Below are 20,124 nucleotides of genomic sequence, written 5' to 3'. Positions count from 1 at the left end.
TCCCCCGGACGGCGCCTGGGCGTTCTTCGACCATTCCGAGGGTGCCACAGGGAAATAGAGGCCCATCGTGCTCGTCAGCGACCCACGGAAAGTGGGGGTCGAAGAGGAATTCCATCTCATCGATCGCAAGACCCGGCGCCTGACCACCCGCGCGCCGGAATTGCTGGCACGACTTCCCGACGATGTGTACGTCGACGAACTCCAGCAGTGCGTCGTCGAGGTCAACAGCGGTGTGTACGCCGACCTCGACGGCCTGCGCAGCGATCTGGAGCGGCACCGGACGGTGCTGATCGACGCGGCCGAAGGACTCGGGATCGGGGTGGCGGCCGCCGGTTCGATGCCGCTGGCGCTGCCCGCCGAAATGCACGTGACGGGGACGCAGCGCTACCGGCGCATGCTCGCGGACTACCAGATGCTCGCCCGCGAGCAGCTGATCTGCGGCACCCAGGTTCACGTCGACCTCCCCGACCGTGACGAGGCCGTGCAGGTCGCGCACCGCGTCGCCCCACACATGCCCGTCCTGCTGGCGCTCAGCGCGAGTTCACCGTTCCGGTCCGACGGTGCAGACACCGGTTATGCCAGCGCGCGGACGCTGCTGTGGTTGCGCTGGCCCAGTACCGGTCCGGCCGCGCCCGTCTCGTCGGCCGCCGAGTACGGCGCACTGATCGACGACCTGGTCGCGAGCGGGGTGATCAGCGATCCCGGCATGGCGTATTTCGACGTCCGGCCGTCGGTGAAGCTGCCAACCCTGGAGCTGCGGGTGTGCGACAGCTGCCCGCGGCTGGACACGGTCGTGCTCGTCGCGGCCCTGTTCCGGGCGCTCGTCGAACGTGAGGTGGAGGGTCTGCGCGCCGGGACGAAGGGCGTCGAGGTGGTCCCGACACTGACGCGGGCGGCGTTGTGGCGGGCGGCGCGGTCGGGGTTGGAGGGGGATCTCGTCGACGTGCGGTTTCCGCAGGCGCGTCCCGCGGCGGACCTCGTCGGCGACTTCGTGAACTCGCTGCGACCGCAGCTCGAGCAGGCCGGCGACTGGGACACCGTGCTGGAGTTGTCCGCCGAGGCGTCCGCCCACGGGAGTTCCGCGGCGCGGCAGCGGCACGCGCTCGCACGCCGAGGCCGGCTCACCGACGTCGTCGACCTGCTGCTCGCGGAGACGGCGGGCCGCACCGAGCACCTCCCCGAGGTGGAGGCCCCGCCCGCGCCGCCGCAGACGGGTCCGACCTCGATCGGTGGTCGCCGGACCCGGCGGTATTGGAGCGCCAGGCTGTGGGATCGCGGCGACACCGCCGACATGACGTGGACGGAGTCGACGGAGCTCGACGAGAAGAAGCTGATCGCGTGGCGCCGGGATCTGCACGCGCATCCGGAGTTGTCGTTCGAGGAACGCCGGACCACCGGAATCGTGCGTAACCACCTCATCGGTCTCGGACTCGACCCCGTCATGTTGCCCGGCGGCACCGGCCTGTGGTGCGACCTCGGCCCGGAAACCGGCGAGCGCGTCGCACTGCGCGCCGACCTCGACGCACTGCCGGTCGCCGAGACGACCGGACTGCCGTTCGAGTCGACGGTCCCCGGGGTGTCGCACGCGTGCGGTCACGACGCGCACACCACGATGCTGATGGGGGCGGCGTCGGTCCTCGTGAAGTACCCGCCGCCGACCCGGGTGCGGCTCATCTTCCAGCCCGCCGAGGAGACGACACCCGGCGGCTCCGTCGACACGATCGCCGCAGGCGCACTCGACGGGGTGTCGAAGATCTTCGCGCTGCACTGCGACCCGCACCTCGAAGTCGGCAAGCTCGCCACCCGGACCGGGCCGATCACCTCGTCCAACGACGCCGTCACCGTGCGGTTGTGGTCGTCGGGCGGGCACACCGCGCGACCGCACCTGACCGGCGATCTGATTCACGCCGCCGCCGTCCTGGTGACGGGGCTCGCGTCCGTGCTCGACCGCCGCATCGACGCCCGCACCGCGACCGTCCTCACCTGGGGCAAGGTGGCCGCCGGGCAGGTCGCGAACTCCGTGCCCGAGTCGGGTGAACTGGTCGGCACCCTGCGCAGCGCGTCCCGCGAGACGTGGGCCTCGCTCGAACCGCTGGTCACGGACTCGATCTGCCACCTGCTCGCCCCGTACAACGTGCGGTACGAGCTCTCCTACCGGCAGGGTGTCCCGCCCGTCGTCAACGATCCCGACTGCACCGCCGATCTGCGGGAGGCGATCGAATCGGTCGTCGGCTTCGACCACCTCGGCGAGGCCCACCAGTCCAGCGGCGGCGAGGACTTCGCCTGGTACCTCGAGAAGGTCCCGGGCGCGATGGCCAGGCTCGGCGTGTGGGACGGCATCGGCACACCCCAGGAGCTGCATCAACCGGGGTTCAACCTCGACGAACGCGCCATGGTGCACGGGGTCCGGACGCTGGTCGCGCTCACCCGCCTCGAAGACGAGTCGGACTGAGCGGTCAGGCCGGTTCGGCGGCGGCCTCCGCCAGTTTCGGCACGAGGGCGTCGACGGCGTAGGGGAGGCTGAGGACGGTGCCCCAGGTGAGAGCGCCGGAGACGGTGGGGTCGTCGACGAACACGGCCCGTCCGGCCTTCGCCACCGGCAGCGACTGATAGACGGGGTCCGCGGTGATCTGCGCTTCGGCGCCGGGACTGCTGCCCACGTTCCAGACGAGGACGTCGACGTCGAGGATGTTCAGCTGTTCCTTACTGATGGTGAACGCGTCCTGGTCGCCCGCGAGCTGCGTGATCTGTTCCGGGACGACGAACCCCAGCGACGTCATCAGGCGTGAGCGCGGATCGTTCGGGGAGCGAACGTAGAACGACCCGGCGTCGCCCAGTTCGGCCACCGCGACCGTCTTGCCCTCGAATTCGGGGTGGGCGGCGCGCTGCTGCGCCATCAGGTCGTCGACGTCGGCGACGAGTTCATCTGCCTTCCGGTCCTCGCCGAGGGTGGTGCCGACCATGCGGACGGCGTCCTGCCACGGCATGCCGAAATCGGGGTAGTCCGGCGACGTCGTCACGGTGGGCGCGATGGCCGAGAGTCGCTGATACGCGTCGTCGTCGACGTCGATGTACAGCGCGAGGATCAGGTCGGGGCCGAGTTTCGCGATCTCCTCGTACGCGAAGTTCGCCTCACCGGTGAACTGTCCGCGGTTGAAGACTTCGGGGTGCGCCCCGCCGAGCGCGTCCTGGGCCCAGGGCCAGGTGGCGTCCGGATAGTCGCCGTACCAGTCGGTGACGCCGACCGGGGTTCGTCCGAATGCGAGCAGCGTGTCCTGGTCGGAGTAGCCGACGGTGACGATCCGCTGAGGGTCGCCCGGGACTTCGGTCGTTCCCTTCTTGTGCGTCACCGTCCGGGTGTCGCCTTCGGCGCCGGCTTCGGTTCCGGACGAGCACGCTGCGGCGACGGCGGCCATACCGATCCCGGCGCTCACGGTCAGGAACCTGCGACGGTTGAGCGTTCGCATCCACTACCTCCCTGTAGGTAAGGCTAACCTACAGGGATTTGTCAGCGGCTGTGCATCTGTGGCGGAAACGGGGGAGTCGGCTCGGGAATCGGCGGCCCCGGGGGTGGCGTCGGCCCCGGCGGCCCCGGCTGCGGTCCCGGCTCGGGCGGTGCGGGTTCCGGACCCGGCTCCGGCGGAAACGGGTGCGGCGGTGTCGGCGTCGGCGGCACGGGAGGAGGGCCCGGTGACGGCGGCACCGGCTCCGGGTCGGGCACGGGATTGCCGTGCTCGTCACGCGCACTCGTCATCGACAGACCACCTTCCGATCGGCTGATTGAGTGGTACCCGGAACGGGCATCCCGCAATCACAGAGCTAGCTGTGGCCGCCCGGGAACAAAACGCGGGATCGGTGCGTTGTCTAGCAACCGTGCCCCGCAAGTGTGGAATTTCACGACACGGGGAACATGAGCCAAAGGGAGGAAGTCATGGCAACCGACTACGACGCACCACGGGTTACCGTCGACGACGAACTCGCCGCGGACTCGCTCGAAGAACTGAAGACACGGAGGAACGACTCGCAGTCGTCCGTCGTCGACGTCGAGGAGACCGACACGGCGGAGTCCTTCGAACTGCCCGGCGCCGACCTGTCCGGTGAGGAACTCACCGTCCGCGTCATTCCGAAGAGGGCCGACGAATTCACCTGTAGCAGTTGCTTCCTGGTCCATCATCGTTCGCGTCTCGCGTCCGAAGAGGGCGGGCAGCTGATCTGCCGCGACTGCGCATAGGAGGCCCGCGTGGCCGACGTCAGCAGAACGTTCACCGTCGCCTCACCGCTCGGGGAAGTCGTCGCATACCTGCGTGACTTCGCGAACACCACGGCCTGGGATCCCGGGACCGAGAAGTGCGAGCAGACCACCCCCGGTCCGGTGGCGGTGGGCACCGAATGGCACAACGTGTCGTCGTTCTTCGGGCGCACCACCGAACTCACCTATCGCATGACCCGCGACGACCCCGATCACGTCGTCTTCGCGGGTCGCAACGGAGCCGCGATCACGTCGGACGACCTGTCGTTCGAGAAGGTGGACGACGCCTCGACGTCGATCACCTACCGCGCGCATCTCGAATTCACCGGTCTGGCGCGATTCGCGGACCCCGCCGCCCGCCTCGCGTTCGAGGTGCTCGCGGCCAAGATCGTCAAACAGATGACCGGGGTCCTCGAGGCGAGGTAACGATCCGCCGCACACCGGTTTTGGTCGCGCACAATGCGCATGCGGGCGCCCCGCACGATACGAGGCGCCCGCGGTTCGTCGGGACCGATCAGCTGAGGTGATGCACCTCCTGCAGCCCGTAGACGGGTGTCGGGATCTCCTCGTGCCGCGCCTTGAGTTGCAGGGCGAGGTACAGCGAGTAGTGCCGCGACTGGTGCAGGTTGCCGCCGTGGAACCACAGCGCTTCCTGCTGGGTGGGCTTCCACATGTTGCGCTGTTCGCCCTCCCACGGCCCGGGGTCCTTGGTGGTGTCGGAGCCGAGACCCCAGCACTTTCCGACCTTGTCGGCCACGTCCTGGCCCATGAGGTCGGCGGCCCAGCCGTTCATCGACCCGTAGCCGGTGGCGTAGACGACGAGGTCGGCGGGCAATTCGGTGCCGTCGGTGAGGACTACGGCGTCCTCGCTGAGGTGGTCGACCTGTCCGGACACGAGGTGGATGCTGCCGTCCGCGACGAGTTCGGATGCACCGACGTCGATGTAGTAGCCGGATCCGCGGCGCAGGTACTTCATGAACAGACCGGACCCGTCGTCACCGAAATCGAGCTTGAAACCGGCCTTTTCGAGTCGCGCGTAGAAGTCTTTGTCCCGTTCGGCGATCTTCTGATACACCGGGATCTGGAACTCGTGCATGATCTTGTACGGCAGCGACGCGAACGTGAGGTCGGCCTTCTCCGTCGTCATGCCCGCCGCGAGCGCGCGCTCCGAGTAGAGGTCGCCGAGGCCGAGGTCCATCAGCGAATCCGACTTCACGATGTGCGTGGACGACCGCTGCAGCATCGTCACGTCGGCGCCGGTCTCGAAGAGCGCCTTGCAGATGTCGTGCGCCGAGTTGTTGGCTCCGACGACGACGACGCGCTTCCCGACGTAGGCGTCCGGGCCGGGGTGCCGGCTCGAGTGATGCTGCTCGCCGCGGAAGACGTCCTGGCCGGGGAACGTCGGAACGTTCGGTTTGCCCGACATGCCGGTGGCGAGCACCAACTGCTTCGGGTGCAGCACTACCTCTTCGCCGTCGCGGTCGAGGACGACGGTCCACTCCTTCGTCTCTTCGTCGAACGTCGCGGACGTGCACGTGGTGGACGCCCAGTACGGAATCTCCATCACCTTCGTGTACATCTCGAGCCAGTCGCCGATCTTGTCCTTCGGCGCGAACACCGGCCAGTTGTCCGGGAACGGCATGTAGGGCAGGTGGTCGTACCAGACCGGGTCGTGCAGGCACAGTGACTTGTACCGGTTGCGCCACTGGTCGCCGGGGCGTTCGTTCTTGTCGACGACGATGGCCGGGACCCCGAGTTGGCGTAGCCGCGCTCCGAGCGCGATGCCGCCCTGGCCGCCGCCGATCACGAGGACGTACGGCTGACGGGTGTAGCCGAGTTCCCGCTCCTCGATCTCCCGCTTCTCCGCCCAGCTCTGGGTGTCGCCGCCGGAACCGTGGACGGCGCCCTTGACGCGGTTCCGTCCTCGGCGTTCCTCGTGGCCCTTCAATTCCTGCATGGTGGTGAGGAACGTCCACGCCTCGTCGTCCTTCAGCCGCAGGTGCCCCTTGCCCCGGCCCGTCGCGGTCTCGAATTCGATCCACGCAGACGTGACGCCGTCGGCCTCGTCCGGTGTCTCGGTGGTGCGGAAGTTCGTCGGATCGGTGTCGTCGAGGCGTGCGTGCAGCATCGCGGCGACGGCGTCGCGTCCCTCCACCGTCTTGAGGTTCCAGGTGAACGCCACCAGGTCCCGCCAGAAACTGTCGACGGCGAACATGCCCGCGGCACGATCGACGTCGCGAGCGGCGAGAGCGGACTCGAAGCTCGCCAACCACAGGTCGACGCGCTCCTGGGGGGTCAGGGTCGTCTGCGCCTCAGTCGGCTGGACCGTCTGTGTCATGTACCTCTCCTTCGCTCGGTATGTGACATACAGCACACGCCGGTCGGAGCTGGGCGGCAAGCGTTGCATCGTGTTGCAATCGCCCCCCGTGAGTACTTGTTAACCGCCGGCGGTTAACAAGTACTCACGGCTGATGTCGAAATCGGAGCCCGCCGTTCGACGTACCGTGTGAGTCCAGGCAGAAGCCGGGACCGACCACAATCGAGGAGGAAATCATGCGGGTCATGGTGATGATCGAGGGTGCCGGAGCCGACGAAGACAAGATCGCCCCGACGGAGGCGATGCTCGCCGCGATGAGCGCGTACAACGAGGACCTGGTGAACGCCGGGATCATGCTTGACGGGCAGGGTCTGAAGCCGACGAGCGCCGGGGCGCGGGTGGTGTTCGAGGGCGGGACGACGTCGGTGGTCGACGGCCCGTTCACGGAGTCGAAGGAGATCGTCGCCGGCTTCTGGATCTGGGAGGTGCGGTCCCTCGAGGAGGCGATCGAGTGGGTGAAGAAGTGCCCCGCCGACCCCGGCACCGGAATGCGTCAGCTGATCGAGGTGCGGCCGATCTTCGAGTCGGACGACTTCGGGGACGAGTTCACGCCGGAGTTGCGGGAGCGGGAAGAGGCGCTCGCGGCGCGGATCCGCGAGCAGCACCCCGACCGCTGACATGGACGCGCGGCGCACGGTCGAGGCGGTGTGGCGGATGGAGTCGCCGCGGCTCATCGCGTCGCTCACCCGTCTCGTCCGTGATGTCGGCACTGCCGAGGAGATCGCGCAGGACGCGTTCGTGCTGGCGCTGGAGCAGTGGCCGCGGGACGGTGTCCCCGACAATCCGGGTGCGTGGCTGACGGCGACCGCGAAGCACAAGGCGATCGACCGGATTCGCCGGGAGCGGTCGCAGCAGTCGAAGTACACGCAGATCGCCGTCGACCCGTCGGCGCAGCAGCCGAGCGCGATGCCCGCGCCGGACGCGGTCGAGGGTGTGGAGGACGACCTGCTGGCGCTGGTGTTCGTGGCGTGTCATCCGGTGCTTCCCCGGGAGTCGCGGGTGGCGTTGACCCTCCGGCTGGTGGGCGGGCTCCGGACGGACGAGATCGCCCGGGCGTTCCTGGTGCCGTCGGCGACGATGGGGCAGCGGATCAGCAGGGCCAAGCGGACGCTGTCGGAGGCGAAGGTGCCGTTCGAGGTGCCGTCGCGCGAGGAACTTCCGGCGCGACTGTCGGCGGTGCTCGAGGTGGTCTATCTGGTGTTCAACGAGGGCTACTCGGCCACGTCGGGTGAGGACTGGATACGACGTGACCTGGCCGCCGAGGCGATGCGGCTCGCCCGGGTCCTCGCCGGACTGCTGCCGGACGAGCCCGAAGTGCACGGACTGGTGGCGCTGACCGAGTTGCAGGCGTCGCGGTTCGCCGCCCGGCTGGGCCCGGGCGGTGAGCCGATCCTGTTGCAGGATCAGGACCGGTCGCGGTGGGACCGCATCCTGCTCAGGCACGGGAACGCCGCGCTGGAGCGGGCCGTCGCGCTGGGCCGCCCGCTCGGCCCCTATTCGCTGCAGGCCGCGATCGCCGGGTGTCATGCCCGGGCGTCTCGGTTCGAGGACACCGACTGGGAGGCGATCGTCGCACTGTACGACGCGTTGGCGCAGGTGGCGCCGTCGCCGGTGGTGGAGCTCAATCGCGCGGTGGCGCTGCTGCATTCGGACGGTCCGGACGCGGCGCTGGCCGCCCTCGACGCGGTGCGGGACGATCCCCGGCTGGCCCGTCTCCATCTGTACGGCGCGGTGCGAGGCGAAGTTCTCGAGCGCCTCGGCCGCTACGAGGAGGCGGCCCGGATCCTCGAGGACGCCGCGGCCACCGCACCCACGCGGCGTGAACGCAACCTGCTCATGGCGCGGGCCGCCGCGGCGTCCGCGCGCACCGAACCGTGAGGCGTGTCTCAGATCAGGATCCCGGCCGGGACTGTTTGTGGTCGCCGAACGGCTGGTCGCGTTCGCGGACGGCCTCCCGGAATCCGGCGGTGGCCGAACGCAATTGGAACGCGTACCCCTCGCGGGTGTGCCGGGACATCCCGTCGAAGACGGTGCTCACCATCGTCGAGTTGGCGACGCCCTGCGCGAGCAGTGTGCTGTTCAGCGCGAGTTTGACCATCATCAGCTGGTTGATCGGCATCTGCGCGATCCGCTCGACGAGGTCCTCGGTGCGGCGGTCGAGTTCGTCCGCGGGCGCCGACTCGACGGCGAGTCCCCAGTCGGCGGCCTGCCGTCCGGTGATGCAGTCGCCGGTGAGGAGGAGTCGTTTCGCGCGCTGGTCGCCGAGGCGGTGCGCCCACATGCCGGCGGCGGGCACACCCCACACCCGGGTCGGGGGGTAGCCGATCTTCGTGTCGTCCGCTGCGACGATCTGGTCGCAGTACAGCGCGATGTCGGTGCCGCCTGCCACGCAGAATCCGTGGATCTTCGCGACGGTCGGCTTGTTCGCGTGCAGCAGGCTCGCGAAGCCGCGGTTGAACCGGCTCATCATGGCGTAGTCGGCCATCGGATCCCAGTTGGCGAACGGATTGTGGTTGCGCGCCTGCACGATCGGATCGAGGACGGTGCCCGTCGTGACGCCCGGGTCGTCGCTGCCGCCGCCGTTCTCGGCGAAGACGCCCAGGTCGTATCCGCCGCAGAAGCCCTTTCCCCGGCCCGACAGCAGGATCACGTGGACGCGGGGATCGAGGTCGGCGCGTTCGACGGTCGCGGCGAGTTCGAGCGGGGTGTCGGCGGTGATCGCGTTGCCGTGCTCCGGCCGGTCGAACGTGATCCGGGCGATGCGTCCGGTCACCTCGTAGGTGAGGGTCCGGTACTCGGTCGTGTCCTCGACCCGATCCTGTTCACGACCCGCGAACAGGGAGTCCGCGCCCTCGTCCCAGCCGTCGCGCCAGGCCGCCGGGCGGGTGCCGGCGTGGTCGTCGTGCCCGGTCACGCTCCCACCTTGGGGGTGGCGCGGTCGATGATGGAAGCGGTGTCGACGCCTGTCGGCAGCGTCCCGAACACGGTGCCCCAGTCGCCGGACAGCCGGCTGACGCAGAACGCGTCGGCGACCGCGGGGTGCCCGTGGCGGACGAGCAGCGAACCCTGCAGGGCGAGTGCCATGTCGCCGACGACGCGCCGGGCCCGGTGCTGGAGCGTGTCGCCGTCGCCGAAACTGGACTTCAGGTTCGTGACGGCGGCGTCGAGTCGCGCGTCGGCTCCCGCGGTCGAGTCGAGTTCGTCGAAGAACACCTGAAGGGTCTCCGGCTGTTTGGCCATCGCGCGCAGGGTGTCCAGGGCGGCGACGTTGCCGGAGCCCTCCCACACCGACAGCAGGGGCGCCTCCCGGTACAGCCGCGGCATCCGGGATTCCTCCACGTACCCGTTGCCGCCCAGGCATTCCAGGGCTTCGGCGGCGTGGATCGGCCCGCGCTTGCAGACGAAATACTTGCTGACCGACAGCGAGATGCGGCGAAGCGTGTTGGCGTGCTCGTCGCCCGCGGTCGCCCGGTCGGTGAGCGCGGCCAGCCACAGCGCGACGGTCGTGGCGGCCTCCGACTCGACGGCGAGGTCGGCGAGCACGTTGCGCATCAGCGGCTGATCCACCAGGTGGGCGCCGAACGCACTGCGGTGGACGGCGTGGTGCGCGGCCTGCGCCGTGCCGACCCGCATGCCGGTGGCCGTGCCGATCGTGCAGTCGAGGCGGGTCATGTTGACCATCTCGATGATCGTCGGAACCCCGCGACCTTCCTCGCCGACCAGCCAGGCCGCCGCCTCGTCGTACTCGACCTCACTACTGGCATTGGAGTGGTTGCCGAGCTTGTCCTTGAGGCGCTGCAGGTGCATTCGGTTGCGGGTGCCATCCGGCAGGACCCTGGGCAGGAAGAAACAGGACAGCCCGCCGGGTGCCTGGGCCAGCACCAGGAACACGTCGGACATCGGCGCCGACGTGAACCACTTGTGCCCGGTCAGCAGATAGCTGCCGTCGGACTGCGGCACGGCGCGGGTGGTGCCCGCGCGGACGTCGGAACCGCCCTGCTTCTCCGTCATCGACATCCCGGCGATCAGGCCGGCCTTCGTCAGCGGAGGGTGCAGGGCCGGATCGTAGACCCGTGCGGTGAGCAAAGGTTCGTACTGTTCCGCGAGCGCACGACTGTGCCGCAGGGCGGGGACGACGGCGTACGTCATGGAGATCGGGCAGCCGTGACCGGCGTCGACCTGACCCCACACCGCCATCTTCGCCGCCCGGACCAGGTGGGCGCGCGGATGCGGGTCGGCCCACGGTGCGCCGTGCAGGCCCATCTCGACGGCGGTGGTCATCAGCTGGTGGTAGGCGGGGTCGTACTCGACCTCGTCGACGCGGTTGCCGTACCGGTCGTGGGTGCGCAGGACGGGAGGGTGCGCCTCGGCGAGGTCGCCCCAGCGCTGCGCCTCCTCGCTCCCGGCGAGGCGTCCGACGTCGTGCAGTTCCTCGAGCGCGTCGTGTGCGCCTTCGCGTTGCAGCGCTTCGAGAATCGGGGCGTAGTCGGCCGCGTCGAAGTTGATCAGGGGCGGCACCTGGTTGACGACCTCGTGTGTGGCACTCATGTCGGGCTCCCGAGGGATCGAAGGGTGAAGGTGAGCAGGGCGGGGATGATCGCGGCGTCGGCGGCGCCGCGGGCGAGGGGCAGGATCAGTGCTTCGCCGATGGCGCCGACGATGCAGGCGGCGGTGACCGACGCGTCCTGGTCCGGGATCTCCCCGGCCTCGACGGCGCCGGCGATCGCGACGGCGAGCGCGTCCCGGAACGATTCGCGGAACAGGAGGCGTTCGGTGTCGACCTGCGGGTCGACGGGTTCGACGAGCAGCGCGTAGGCCAGGACGGGTGCGCGCAGGGCGCGTTCGGCGAACGTTCCGACGGAGGCGGACACCGCGGCGACGCAGCGGCCCTCGGCGGCCCGGGCCGTGTTGCCGGATTCGACGGCGGCGCTCACCTCCCGGCTGCAGACGATGCGGAAGACCTCCGCGAACAGTTCGCCCTTGTTCGAGAAGTGCCGGTAGACGGTGCCGGTGCCGACCCCGGCCTGCGACGCGACCGCGGAGATCGAGCACCCGGCGTAGCCGTGGCGGGCGATGAGCCCGATCGCGGAGTCGATGAGGGTGGTGCGGAGAGCGTCCAGGCGTTCCTGGACCGCGGGTGTGCGCCGATAGGCCATAACAAAGAAGTGAACACCCGTTCCGTTCTTCCGTCAAGAGTGCTAGCGTCGGCCACACCAGCGAGGAAAGGCGCACGCGATGACTGCCGACGCGGTACTTGTCCACAAGGACGGCCCGGTCACGACGATCAGCCTGAACCGGCCCGAAGTCCGCAACGCCGTCGACCGGCCCACCGCCGAGGCGCTTGCCGACGCCTTCCGTGCGTTCGACGCGGACGAGGACGCGTCCGTCGCCGTGCTGCACGGCGAGGGCGGAACATTCTGCGCCGGAGCCGATCTCAAGGCCATTAGTTCCGGCACTGGGAATCGGGTGGCGCCCGACGGCGACGCACCCATGGGCATTTCCCGGATGCGGTTGTCGAAACCGGTGATCGCCGCGATCGACGGGCACGCGGTGGCGGGCGGGCTCGAACTCGCGCTGTGGGCCGACTTGCGGGTCGCCGGCGCGGACGCCGTCCTCGGTGTGTTTTGCCGACGCTGGGGCGTGCCGCTCATCGACGGCGGAACCGTCCGCCTGCCGCGGCTTATCGGGGAGAGTCGCGCGATGGACCTCGTCCTCACCGGGCGGGCCGTCGACGCCGACGAAGCCCTGAGTATCGGGCTGATCAACCGGAAGGTCGCGGCGGGCGACGCCCTCACCGCGGCCCGGCAGTTGGCCGCCGAGATCGCCGGCCTGCCGCAGGTGTGCCTGCGGCAGGACCGGTTGTCGATGCTCGAGCAGTCCGGGCTCACCGAAGACCAGGCGCTGCTGAACGAATTCCGGCACGGCGCAATCTCTCTGGCCAACGGAATGATCGAGGGTGCCGCACGCTTCGCCGCCGGGGCCGGCAGGCACGGTGATGCCGCACCCGTGAGTACTTGTTAACGTCGGGCGGTTAACAAGTGCTCACGGGTTGTCGCCGAGCAGTAGGGGCGGCGTACCTGCTCGCGCTGGCGGTCACGATCGTCACGCTGGGGCTGCCCACCGACCGCATCTACCAGGCGACGTGGATCGTCGCCGGCCTGATCGCGTTCACGATCGACCGGCCGTGGCGGGACCATGTGCGGGTCGTGTGGGATTGGTTGCCGCTCATCGCCGCTCTTGTCGTCTACGACCTGAGCCGGGGTGTCGCCCATCATCTCGGGATGCCGGTGCGGGCGCGGGAACTGGTGTCGGTGGAGGGCTGGCTCTTCGGCGGCACGATCCCCACGGTCTGGTTGCAGCAGCATCTGCTGCCGCCGACGGGTGCGCTGCCGTGGTGGACGCTGCTCACCGGAATCGTCTACACCAGCCATTTTTTCGTGCCGTGGGTGGTCGCGGCCGTCTTCTACGCGTATTCGCGCGACGTGTGGTCGGGGTACATGCGGCGGGTGCTGCTGCTGTCCTATCTCGGCCTGGTCACCTACATTCTGCTGCCGTCGGTCCCGCCGTGGCTGGCCGCTGAGGGGGATGTGATCTCCGGCAGCGTGGGCCGCGTCGCGGGTTTCGGATTCGGTGTCGTCCCCATGGACGTCAGCACGCGGTGGCTGGAGGCGCAGAGCAATCCGGTAGCCGCGCTGCCGTCGCTGCACGCGGCGTTCGCGCTGCTGGTGGCCGTCGCGCTGTGGCCGTTCGCGAAGAATCTGTGGTTGCGCGCGCTGCTGGTCGCGTACCCGGTCGCCATGGCGTTCGTGCTGGTCTACGGCGGCGAGCACTACGTCGTCGACGTGCTGGCGGGATGGGCGTACCTGGGACTGGCGATCCTCCTGGCGCGAGCGTGGGAGTCCCGCACGGCGCCGACGCCCGGCCGAGATCTCACCGCCGTCCGCCCGCCGCGTCGCTGGTGACCGACACCTCGTCGAGCGTAGTGCGGAGGAACGGCAGGATGCGCTTGACGATCGCCTCGTTGTACGCGACCGGTTGCTGATTCGGGTTCGCGTGGCCGGTGCCGTCGAGCTTGGCCACCAGCAGCGCGCCGTCGGTCCCGCCGGACTGTTCGACGAGAATCTTCTGCGTGTAATCGACGTCGACCACACCATCCATCCAGCCTGCGCGGGGACGCACGAAGACGATCCCCGGTCGCGGTTTGTCGTCCGACTCCACCGCCAGCGACTTCAGGTTGTCGATGGCACCGGACGCGACGATGGTCTTGAACTGCGATTCGATCAGCCCGTTGCTCGCGACGTCCTCCGACAGCACCTTCTCGGTGAGGACCTCGTCGAGGACGTCGCGGAATTCGTCGACGTCGACGTGCGGATACCAGTCCGACTTCGTGTCGAGGAACCTGCTCTGCCGGGCCGCGGTCTCCACCAGCACGCGCATCGTCCGGCTTTCCCGCGCGCCGGGCAGCCAGCCGATCCACCGCAGCATGTCCTCGCCGCTGTCCCGGCTCCCGGCCCGGACGGCGTGCAGGTCCACCGGGGTGCAGTCGAGCACGACGCCGATGAGGTTGGCGTCGGTGTCCTCGTAGATGTGCTGCGCCACCTCCAGCGCGACGACGCCGCCCATGCTGTGCCCGGACAGGACGACGTTGTCGATCCCCTCCTCGGCTGCGCGGGCGGCGATCAGTTCGCTGATCACCTTGGTGTCGATACCGCCGTTGTCGTACTGAACCGCCCAGACCCGCCCGATGCCGTCGTACGAGGACAGCGTTCTGGCCGTGTCGGTGGCGTCCTTGTTGCCGAGGCCGACGAGGTCCACGACGGCGGTGCCGTGGTCGGCGGGCGACTGCGCGTCGTACACCTCGTGGATCTGCGGCTGGGTCAGTGCGAGCCGCTGGCGTTCGGGCTGGACGTCGTGAACCCAGTACTGGCCGCCGGCGAGCAGCAGGGGAACGGTCCCGAGCGCGACGGCCGCGAGGAAGCGCCTGGTGCGACCGAATTTCTGCCACCGGTGACCGAGCCGTGTCGCGTGCAGTCGCGCCTTGCGGCGGTCGTTGCTCCAGTCGGCCACGGTGGACGGATGGCGTGTAACTCTCTCCGGCATCTACTCCGATGGTACTCACGGGCGGCTTCGCCGCCCGTGAGTACTTGTTAACCGCCGGACGTTAACAAGTACTCACGGCGGAAGCGGCTGGACTCCGGGCACAGCGCGGCGACCGGGGCGACGTCGGCCGCGTAATCGACGTCCCGGAGCGTCGGCAGCGACAGCACCTCGGCGCCGGCGGCGAGCAGCGCGGCCCGGGTGAGGCGCCCGGTGTCCGGACTCGATGTGGGAACCGGGAGTATCGCCCGCGCCGAAACCGCATCGGGCACACCGAGGATCCACCATCCGCCGTCCTCCGCGAGCCCGAGGGCGCATCGGCCCTGCCGCGCGGTGAGGCGGTCCGCGGATTCGGCGAGCAGTCCCGCCGTCACCTGCGGTGTGTCCATTCCGATCTGGAGAATCGGCAGCCCGAAACGGCCGAACGTGTCGGCGTGGGCGTTCACCAACCGCTCCGCGAAACTCTCACCCCGCTGCGGCACCACGGTGAATCTGCTCAGCGTCGCGGCGATGTCGCCGCCCCGGACCGCGCGGCCGAGGTCGCCGGTCATCGCCACCACCCGCTGCGCCACCCCGGCACCGGCGACGGCGTCGAGCGTGTCCAGCAGGGAGGCGGCGGCGAGGGCTGCCGCCCGGGCGTCGCCGACGTCCCTTGCGAGCCGGGTCTTCGCGAAGCCGGGCACCGGCGCCTTCGCGACCACGAGTACGGCGACGTCGAGGGTCACCCGATCACCTTCCAGAAGTCGTGGACGGCAACGACGGTGCCCTTCAGTGAACCCGACACCTTCGACGTGCCCGCGGTGCGCGGGCGATACGTGATGTCCTGCTCCACGACCCGCCAGTGGGCGCGGCCCGCGAGCACGAGAAGCTGCAGCGGGTAGCCGGACCTGCGGTCGTCGACACCCAGATCGAGAAGGTCCTGCCTGCGGACGGCTCGCATCGCCCCGAGGTCGTGGATCGGCAGCCCGTACCGGCGCCGGAGCCGGGCGGCGAGGACGGCGTTGCCGATCCTGCTGTGCAGCAGCCACTTTCCCCGTCGCCGCCCCACCGCGAGGTCGGCACCCGAGTTCAGGGCGGCGACCAGCATGGGGAGTTCGCTGGGGTCCATCGAGCCGTCGCCGTCCAGCACGCAGACCACCCGGGTCTGCGCCGCCAGCACCCCTGCGTGCACGGCGGAACCGTACCCCGGGACGGGCTCCCGCACCACCGACGCTCCGTGGGCGGCCGCGACCGCGGCGGTGTCGTCCGTGGAATTGTTGTCCACCACCACCGTCCGGTAGTCGCGGGGCACCGCGGCGAGCACTCCGGGCAGCGAACCGGCCTCGTTCATGCACGGGATCACGACGGTGACGTCCCCCGCGGAGATCGGCGCACGCTCAGACACGGGGAGGTCCCGCCGGCGCCGCGTCCCGCAGGGGCGCGTGCGCGAACGCCGCAATCCCCTCGTCGGGCAGGATCTTCGCCCGGAACCCCAGCCGCTCCCGGGCCCGCCGGGGGTCGGCGACGATGTGCCGGACGTCGCCGGGACGGTACTCACCGGTGACGACGGGTTCGGGGCCACCGTAGGACCGGGCCAGCGTCGCCGCCACCTCGCCGATCGTCACCGGATGTCCGGAGCAGACGTTGAAGGCTGTGAATCCCGGCAGTGCGGCCTCGGCCGCGGCCACGTTCGCCGCCGCGACGTCGTGAACGTGCACGAAATCCCTTGTCTGCCTGCCATCCTCGAACACGCGCGGTGGTTCGCCGGCCTCGAGGGCGGACCGGAACATCGCCGCCACTCCCGAGTACGGCGTGTTGCGCGGCATGCGGTCGCCGTACACGTTGTGGTAGCGCAGCGCCGTCACGGATCCGCCGGTGGCCAGCGCCCAGGCGAGAGCGTAGTTCTCCTGGGCCACCTTGCTCGCGGCGTAGAGACTTCGCGGCCGCAGCGGCGAATTCTCCTCCACGAGTGCCCACTCCAGGAGTTCGCCCGTGTCGGGGTCCGTCTCGTCGAAGTTCCCTGCCGCCAGGTCCTCGGCCCGCCGGGCGGACGGTTCCACGAACTCGCCCCGCCCGTTGCGGTACCGGCCCGCCCCGTAGACGACCATCGACGATGCGAGTATCAGCCGGCGGCAACCCGACTCGTGCATCGCGGCGAGCAGTGTCGCCGTGCCGAGGTCGTTGTGGCTGGCGTAGGCCGGGGCGTCGCTCACATCCACCCCGGCGCCGACGACGGCGGCCTGATGGCACACCACGTCCACACCCCTGAGCAACGCGGTCAGGGTGGGCAGGTCGCGCACGTCGGCACGCCGCACACCGTCCGGGGATTCGGCGCCGGCGCCGTGCGCGGACGGAAGCAGTGCGTCGACGGCGACGACGTCGTGGCCGGCCTCGGCCAGCGCGGTGCGGACGTGGCCGCCGATGAATCCGGCGGCGCCCGTAAGGAGCACGCGGTCGGTCACGGCAACTCGATCGGCAGGGTCACGCCCTCGTGGACCCGGCAGGCGTCGCACGGACCCTCGGGGGCGGCGGCGATCGCGGACCGCACCAGCGTCTTCAATGACCCGAGGTTGCGCTGGAACTCGGCGAACACGTCCACGGCACGCACCCCGTCGCCGGCCTCGATTCCCGCATCGAGATCGGTGACCAAAGCGATGGTGGCGTAGCACATCTCGAGCTCTCGGGCGAGGACCGCCTCGGGATGACCCGTCATGTTGACGAGGGTCCAGCCCTGCCGGGCGAACCACAGGCTCTCGGCCCGGGTCGAGAACCGCGGTCCCTCGACCACCACCAGCACACCGCCCTCGACGGTGCCCGGCCGGGCGGCGGCCTTGCGCAGGTCGGCGCAGTACGGGTCGGCGAACTGGACGTGGACGCCGCCGCCGTCGAAGTATGTCTGCGCGCGGCCGCTGGTGCGATCGACCAGTTGGTCCGGCACGACCATCGAACCCGTTACCAGGTCCGGGGTGAGGCTGCCGGCGGCGCAGGGTGCGAACACCCGCTGCACGCCCAGCGTGCGCAGCGCCCACAGGTTCGCGCGGTACGGGATGGTGTGGGGAGCGAACTCGTGCCGGACGCCGTGGCGGGGGAGGAACGCCACCGTCCTGCCCTCCACGTCGCCGACCGTGATCGGAGCGCTGGGGCTGCCGTACGGCGTGTCGATCGTGGTCTCGGTGGCTCCCTCGTCGAAGAACGAGTAGAAGCCGCTCCCTCCGATCACGGCGACGTCCGCGCGGACCGGGTCGGGTGAACTCGTTGCGGTCATACGCTCCATCCTCCGTCGTTATGCTGGGCGCGAGTGCGACTTTCGTCGAAGGAGATGACGTCATCGGATCCCCACAGCGCACCGGCGAGCGGAATTTCCTCTACCGCGACTTCGTCGGCGCCGGGCTCGCCCTGGTCCTCGTGGTGGTCGCATTCGTCGTCCCGTACCTGGGAAACGAGACGATCACCCCCATCGTCAACCGCACCGCGAAGAGTGTGCGGGATTTCGCGGACGCCGCGCCGCTGTTCGGGTTCCGCGACGTGCACTTCGGGTGGGGCAGCCCGGTCGCCGTCGTCATCGCGGCGGCGGTCGTCGTGTGGGGTCCCGGGCTGGCGCAGACGCTATCGTGGCGGCGCCTGACGGTCGGGGTGTGGCTCGGGTCCGCCCTGTGGGCGATGGCGCTGGCACTGGTCGACGGCTGGCGGCGCGGATTCGTCGACCGCCTGACCTCCACCGACGAGTACCTGCACGAGGTTCCCGGTGTCACGGACATCCCGGCGACGCTGCGGGGTTTCGCCGACCGGATCCTGGACCTGCAGCCCGACTCGTGGACCACCCATGTGTCCGGGCACCCGCCCGGTGCGCTGCTGACGTTCGTCTGGCTCGACCGGATCGGACTCGACGGCGGTGCGTGGGCGTCCGCGCTGTGCGTCGCGGTCGGGTCGAGTGCCGGCGCCGCCGTGATCGTCGCCGTCCGGGCGCTCGGCGACGAGGCGACGGCCCGCCGCGCGGCCCCGTTCCTGGTGCTCGCACCCGCCGCGATCTGGGTGGCGGTGTCGGCGGACGCGCTGTTCGCCGGCGTGGTCGCGTGGGGAATCGCCCTGCTGGCGATGTCGGCGACCCGTGCCGTCCCGGTCCCCGCGCTCGTCGCCGTGGCCGCGGGAGTGCTGCTCGGATTCGGCGTCTACCTCAGCTACGGGCTCACGCTGATGGCGATACCTGCGGTCGCCGTCCTGGTGATCGCGCGCACGGCCCGGCCGCTGGCGTTCGCACTGGTCGGCGCGCTCGCGGTGGCCGCCGTGTTCACGCTGTGCGGATTCTGGTGGTTCGACGGCTACCAGTTGGTGCAGGAACGGTACTACCAGGGCATCGCGTCGGACCGCCCCTTCGCCTACTGGGGCTGGGCCAACGTCGCGTCGCTGGTCTGCGCGGTCGGGTTGGCGGTGCCCGCCGCGCTGCCCCGAACGTTCGCCTGGTCGCGGGTGCGGGCGCTGTCGCCGGTCCCCCTCCTGGTACTCGCCGCGCTGCTCGCGGTGGTGATCGCCGACCTGAGCGCGCTGAGCAAGGCGGAGACCGAGCGGATCTGGTTGCCGTTCGAATGGTGGCTCCTCGCCGCCCCCGCAGTGCTGCCGCGCGGAAGCCATCGGTTCTGGCTCGCCGTGCAGGCCGCCGGTGCGCTGGCCGTCAACCATCTGCTGTTCACGAACTGGTGACGGCCGGCGCATCCGGGGTGCCGTGCGAGGGCCTACGGTCACTTGGTCGCGATCGTGATGGTGGCGATCCCGACCAGCAGGCCCGGCGTGACGGCGTCGGTCTTGAACGTCTGGTTCAGCAGGCCTGCAGCGTCCGCCGAGACCTTGACCTCGGTGCCCTGCAGGATCGCCGTGTCGTTCGGTCCGGTCTGCAGCGGCTTCAGCGTGCGGCCGTTGAGATCGAACAACACCGCGTCGGTCGCCGCGGGTGAACCGTTGACACTCACGTCGCCGGTGAGGAGCGACGTGCCCGGATCGATCGTGAAATCGGTGAGTTCGACGACGGTGCCCGGTGCGGCCAGCGACAATCCGCTGCCGTCGTGCATGATCTCGCCCTGGACGTAGGGGTCGACCGTGCCGGGCTCCCAGTACTTCACGTTGCCGCCGGTGATCGGGAAGCTGACCGATCCGTCGGCGAGCGTTGCCGAGCCCACCACTCCGGGTGTGAGGCCGAGCGTCGTCAGCGCCCCGGTGAAGCCGGGATCGAGTGCGACGGCGGTACTCACCCCGGTCAGGTTGTCGACCTGGGCGACGGGTGCGGGCTGGGAGGATGCTGCTGCGCTCATATCCGAGGATGCACTCGAGTCATTGCTCGAGCACGCCGCGAGCGGGGTCAGTGCCAGGGCGCCGATGGCCGCCGCTACGAGTGCTTTTCGATAGTTCGACATGATGATCAAACAACCTT

Annotated in this window: 19 protein-coding genes; 8 read left to right on the top strand and 11 right to left on the bottom strand. The window is 69.8% G+C overall.

The window, feature by feature from the left end:
- Positions 1-67 precede the first annotated feature (67 nt).
- Complete coding sequence (locus JWS13_RS21875) at positions 68-2,452, top strand: glutamate--cysteine ligase (RefSeq protein WP_206007448.1); 2,385 nt, start codon at positions 68-70, stop codon at positions 2,450-2,452.
- A gap of 4 nt (positions 2,453-2,456) precedes the next feature.
- Here JWS13_RS21875 and JWS13_RS21870 read toward each other — a convergent pair whose 3' ends face one another.
- Complete coding sequence (locus JWS13_RS21870) at positions 2,457-3,467, bottom strand: iron-siderophore ABC transporter substrate-binding protein (protein ID WP_206007447.1); 1,011 nt, start codon at positions 3,465-3,467, stop codon at positions 2,457-2,459.
- Between the two features lie 464 nt (positions 3,468-3,931).
- On the opposite strand from JWS13_RS21870, the gene JWS13_RS21865 reads away from it, so the two are divergent.
- Positions 3,932-4,231 (top strand): DUF4193 domain-containing protein, encoded by a 300-nt coding sequence (locus tag JWS13_RS21865; protein ID WP_073359047.1) that lies wholly within the window; start codon positions 3,932-3,934, stop codon positions 4,229-4,231.
- 9 nt (positions 4,232-4,240) lie between these two features.
- The gene (locus JWS13_RS21860; RefSeq protein ID WP_206007446.1) at positions 4,241-4,675 is read left to right on the top strand and encodes an SRPBCC family protein; all 435 of its coding nucleotides are present in this window, start codon (positions 4,241-4,243) and stop codon (positions 4,673-4,675) included.
- Between the two features lie 88 nt (positions 4,676-4,763).
- Here the strand turns inward: JWS13_RS21860 and JWS13_RS21855 are convergent, their stop codons facing one another.
- On the bottom strand, positions 4,764-6,587 hold the full coding sequence (locus JWS13_RS21855; RefSeq protein ID WP_206007445.1) for a flavin-containing monooxygenase: 1,824 nt from the start codon (positions 6,585-6,587) through the stop codon (positions 4,764-4,766).
- Between the two features lie 215 nt (positions 6,588-6,802).
- Here JWS13_RS21855 and JWS13_RS21850 point away from each other — a divergent pair, with 215 nt between their 5' ends.
- Together JWS13_RS21850 and JWS13_RS21845 are read left to right on the top strand one after the other, a co-directional pair.
- Positions 6,803-7,243 (top strand): YciI family protein, encoded by a 441-nt coding sequence (locus tag JWS13_RS21850; protein ID WP_087557209.1) that lies wholly within the window; start codon positions 6,803-6,805, stop codon positions 7,241-7,243.
- Between the two features lies 1 nt (position 7,244).
- A complete protein-coding gene (locus tag JWS13_RS21845; RefSeq protein ID WP_206007444.1) occupies positions 7,245-8,504 on the top strand; it encodes an RNA polymerase sigma factor in 1,260 nt (419 codons plus the stop codon).
- Between the two features lie 13 nt (positions 8,505-8,517).
- On the opposite strand, the gene JWS13_RS21840 is transcribed toward JWS13_RS21845, so the two are convergent.
- Genes JWS13_RS21840 through JWS13_RS21830 form a run of 3 tightly spaced genes read right to left on the bottom strand, consistent with a single transcriptional unit; the run spans position 8,518 to position 11,782 of the window.
- Entirely contained in the window at positions 8,518-9,540 is a 1,023-nt protein-coding gene (locus tag JWS13_RS21840) for a crotonase/enoyl-CoA hydratase family protein (protein WP_206007443.1), read from the bottom strand.
- Positions 9,537-11,174 (bottom strand): acyl-CoA dehydrogenase family protein, encoded by a 1,638-nt coding sequence (locus JWS13_RS21835; RefSeq protein WP_206007442.1) that lies wholly within the window; start codon positions 11,172-11,174, stop codon positions 9,537-9,539. Before JWS13_RS21835 ends, JWS13_RS21840 begins: the two co-directional genes overlap by 4 nt.
- Entirely contained in the window at positions 11,171-11,782 is a 612-nt protein-coding gene (locus tag JWS13_RS21830; protein WP_206007441.1) for a TetR/AcrR family transcriptional regulator, read from the bottom strand. Before JWS13_RS21830 ends, JWS13_RS21835 begins: the two co-directional genes overlap by 4 nt.
- Positions 11,783-11,861: 79 nt before the next feature.
- Here JWS13_RS21830 and JWS13_RS21825 point away from each other — a divergent pair, with 79 nt between their 5' ends.
- Entirely contained in the window at positions 11,862-12,647 is a 786-nt protein-coding gene (locus tag JWS13_RS21825) for a crotonase/enoyl-CoA hydratase family protein (protein WP_206007440.1), read from the top strand.
- Between the two features lie 17 nt (positions 12,648-12,664).
- Positions 12,665-13,588, top strand: coding sequence for a phosphatase PAP2 family protein (locus JWS13_RS21820; RefSeq protein WP_206007439.1), 924 nt, complete (start codon positions 12,665-12,667; stop codon positions 13,586-13,588).
- Here the strand turns inward: JWS13_RS21820 and JWS13_RS21815 are convergent.
- The 5 genes from JWS13_RS21815 to JWS13_RS21795 are packed head-to-tail and all read right to left on the bottom strand — an operon-like array spanning position 13,557 to position 17,967.
- Positions 13,557-14,726 (bottom strand): alpha/beta fold hydrolase, encoded by a 1,170-nt coding sequence (locus JWS13_RS21815; RefSeq protein WP_206007438.1) that lies wholly within the window; start codon positions 14,724-14,726, stop codon positions 13,557-13,559. The genes JWS13_RS21820 and JWS13_RS21815 overlap by 32 nt on opposite strands.
- Positions 14,727-14,773: 47 nt before the next feature.
- Positions 14,774-15,448 (bottom strand): TIGR04282 family arsenosugar biosynthesis glycosyltransferase, encoded by a 675-nt coding sequence (locus JWS13_RS21810; RefSeq protein WP_206007437.1) that lies wholly within the window; start codon positions 15,446-15,448, stop codon positions 14,774-14,776.
- Positions 15,445-16,107 carry a glycosyltransferase family 2 protein gene (locus tag JWS13_RS21805; protein WP_206007436.1) on the bottom strand — a complete coding sequence of 221 codons (663 nt, stop codon included), beginning with the start codon at positions 16,105-16,107 and terminating at the stop codon, positions 15,445-15,447. The genes JWS13_RS21810 and JWS13_RS21805 overlap by 4 nt, the downstream gene beginning before the upstream one ends.
- The gene (locus JWS13_RS21800; protein WP_206007435.1) at positions 16,100-17,164 is read right to left on the bottom strand and encodes an NAD-dependent epimerase/dehydratase family protein; all 1,065 of its coding nucleotides are present in this window, start codon (positions 17,162-17,164) and stop codon (positions 16,100-16,102) included. The genes JWS13_RS21805 and JWS13_RS21800 overlap by 8 nt, the downstream gene beginning before the upstream one ends.
- On the bottom strand, positions 17,161-17,967 hold the full coding sequence (locus JWS13_RS21795) for an S-methyl-5'-thioadenosine phosphorylase (protein WP_206007434.1): 807 nt from the start codon (positions 17,965-17,967) through the stop codon (positions 17,161-17,163). The genes JWS13_RS21800 and JWS13_RS21795 overlap by 4 nt, the downstream gene beginning before the upstream one ends.
- A gap of 20 nt (positions 17,968-17,987) precedes the next feature.
- Here JWS13_RS21795 and JWS13_RS21790 point away from each other — a divergent pair, with 20 nt between their 5' ends.
- The gene (locus JWS13_RS21790; RefSeq protein WP_206007433.1) at positions 17,988-19,400 is read left to right on the top strand and encodes a hypothetical protein; all 1,413 of its coding nucleotides are present in this window, start codon (positions 17,988-17,990) and stop codon (positions 19,398-19,400) included.
- A gap of 38 nt (positions 19,401-19,438) precedes the next feature.
- On the opposite strand, the gene JWS13_RS21785 is transcribed toward JWS13_RS21790, so the two are convergent.
- Positions 19,439-20,107 (bottom strand): hypothetical protein, encoded by a 669-nt coding sequence (locus JWS13_RS21785; protein ID WP_124390260.1) that lies wholly within the window; start codon positions 20,105-20,107, stop codon positions 19,439-19,441.
- Positions 20,108-20,124: the final 17 nt, after the last annotated feature.

Source organism: Rhodococcus pseudokoreensis (assembly GCF_017068395.1).
GTDB classification, from domain to species: Bacteria; Actinomycetota; Actinomycetes; order Mycobacteriales; family Mycobacteriaceae; genus Rhodococcus_F; species Rhodococcus_F pseudokoreensis.
Note: the sequence above shows the minus strand (reverse complement) of the source record. Positions and strands in the feature narration are given on the sequence as shown.

What these genes read in the sequence shown, in the direction of transcription:
- JWS13_RS21785 (WP_124390260.1), bottom strand. Translation starts at nt 20,107, where the DNA reads ATGTCGAACTATCGAAAAGCACTCGTAGCGGCGGCCATCGGCGCCCTG.
- JWS13_RS21865 (WP_073359047.1), top strand. Translation starts at nt 3,932, where the DNA reads ATGGCAACCGACTACGACGCACCACGGGTTACCGTCGACGACGAACTC.
- JWS13_RS21830 (WP_206007441.1), bottom strand. Translation starts at nt 11,782, where the DNA reads ATGGCCTATCGGCGCACACCCGCGGTCCAGGAACGCCTGGACGCTCTC.
- JWS13_RS21815 (WP_206007438.1), bottom strand. Translation starts at nt 14,726, where the DNA reads ATGCCGGAGAGAGTTACACGCCATCCGTCCACCGTGGCCGACTGGAGC.
- JWS13_RS21790 (WP_206007433.1), top strand. Translation starts at nt 17,988, where the DNA reads ATGCTGGGCGCGAGTGCGACTTTCGTCGAAGGAGATGACGTCATCGGA.
- JWS13_RS21825 (WP_206007440.1), top strand. Translation starts at nt 11,862, where the DNA reads ATGACTGCCGACGCGGTACTTGTCCACAAGGACGGCCCGGTCACGACG.
- JWS13_RS21855 (WP_206007445.1), bottom strand. Translation starts at nt 6,587, where the DNA reads ATGACACAGACGGTCCAGCCGACTGAGGCGCAGACGACCCTGACCCCC.
- JWS13_RS21870 (WP_206007447.1), bottom strand. Translation starts at nt 3,467, where the DNA reads ATGCGAACGCTCAACCGTCGCAGGTTCCTGACCGTGAGCGCCGGGATC.
- JWS13_RS21850 (WP_087557209.1), top strand. Translation starts at nt 6,803, where the DNA reads ATGCGGGTCATGGTGATGATCGAGGGTGCCGGAGCCGACGAAGACAAG.
- JWS13_RS21795 (WP_206007434.1), bottom strand. Translation starts at nt 17,967, where the DNA reads ATGACCGCAACGAGTTCACCCGACCCGGTCCGCGCGGACGTCGCCGTG.
- JWS13_RS21835 (WP_206007442.1), bottom strand. Translation starts at nt 11,174, where the DNA reads ATGAGTGCCACACACGAGGTCGTCAACCAGGTGCCGCCCCTGATCAAC.
- JWS13_RS21845 (WP_206007444.1), top strand. Translation starts at nt 7,245, where the DNA reads ATGGACGCGCGGCGCACGGTCGAGGCGGTGTGGCGGATGGAGTCGCCG.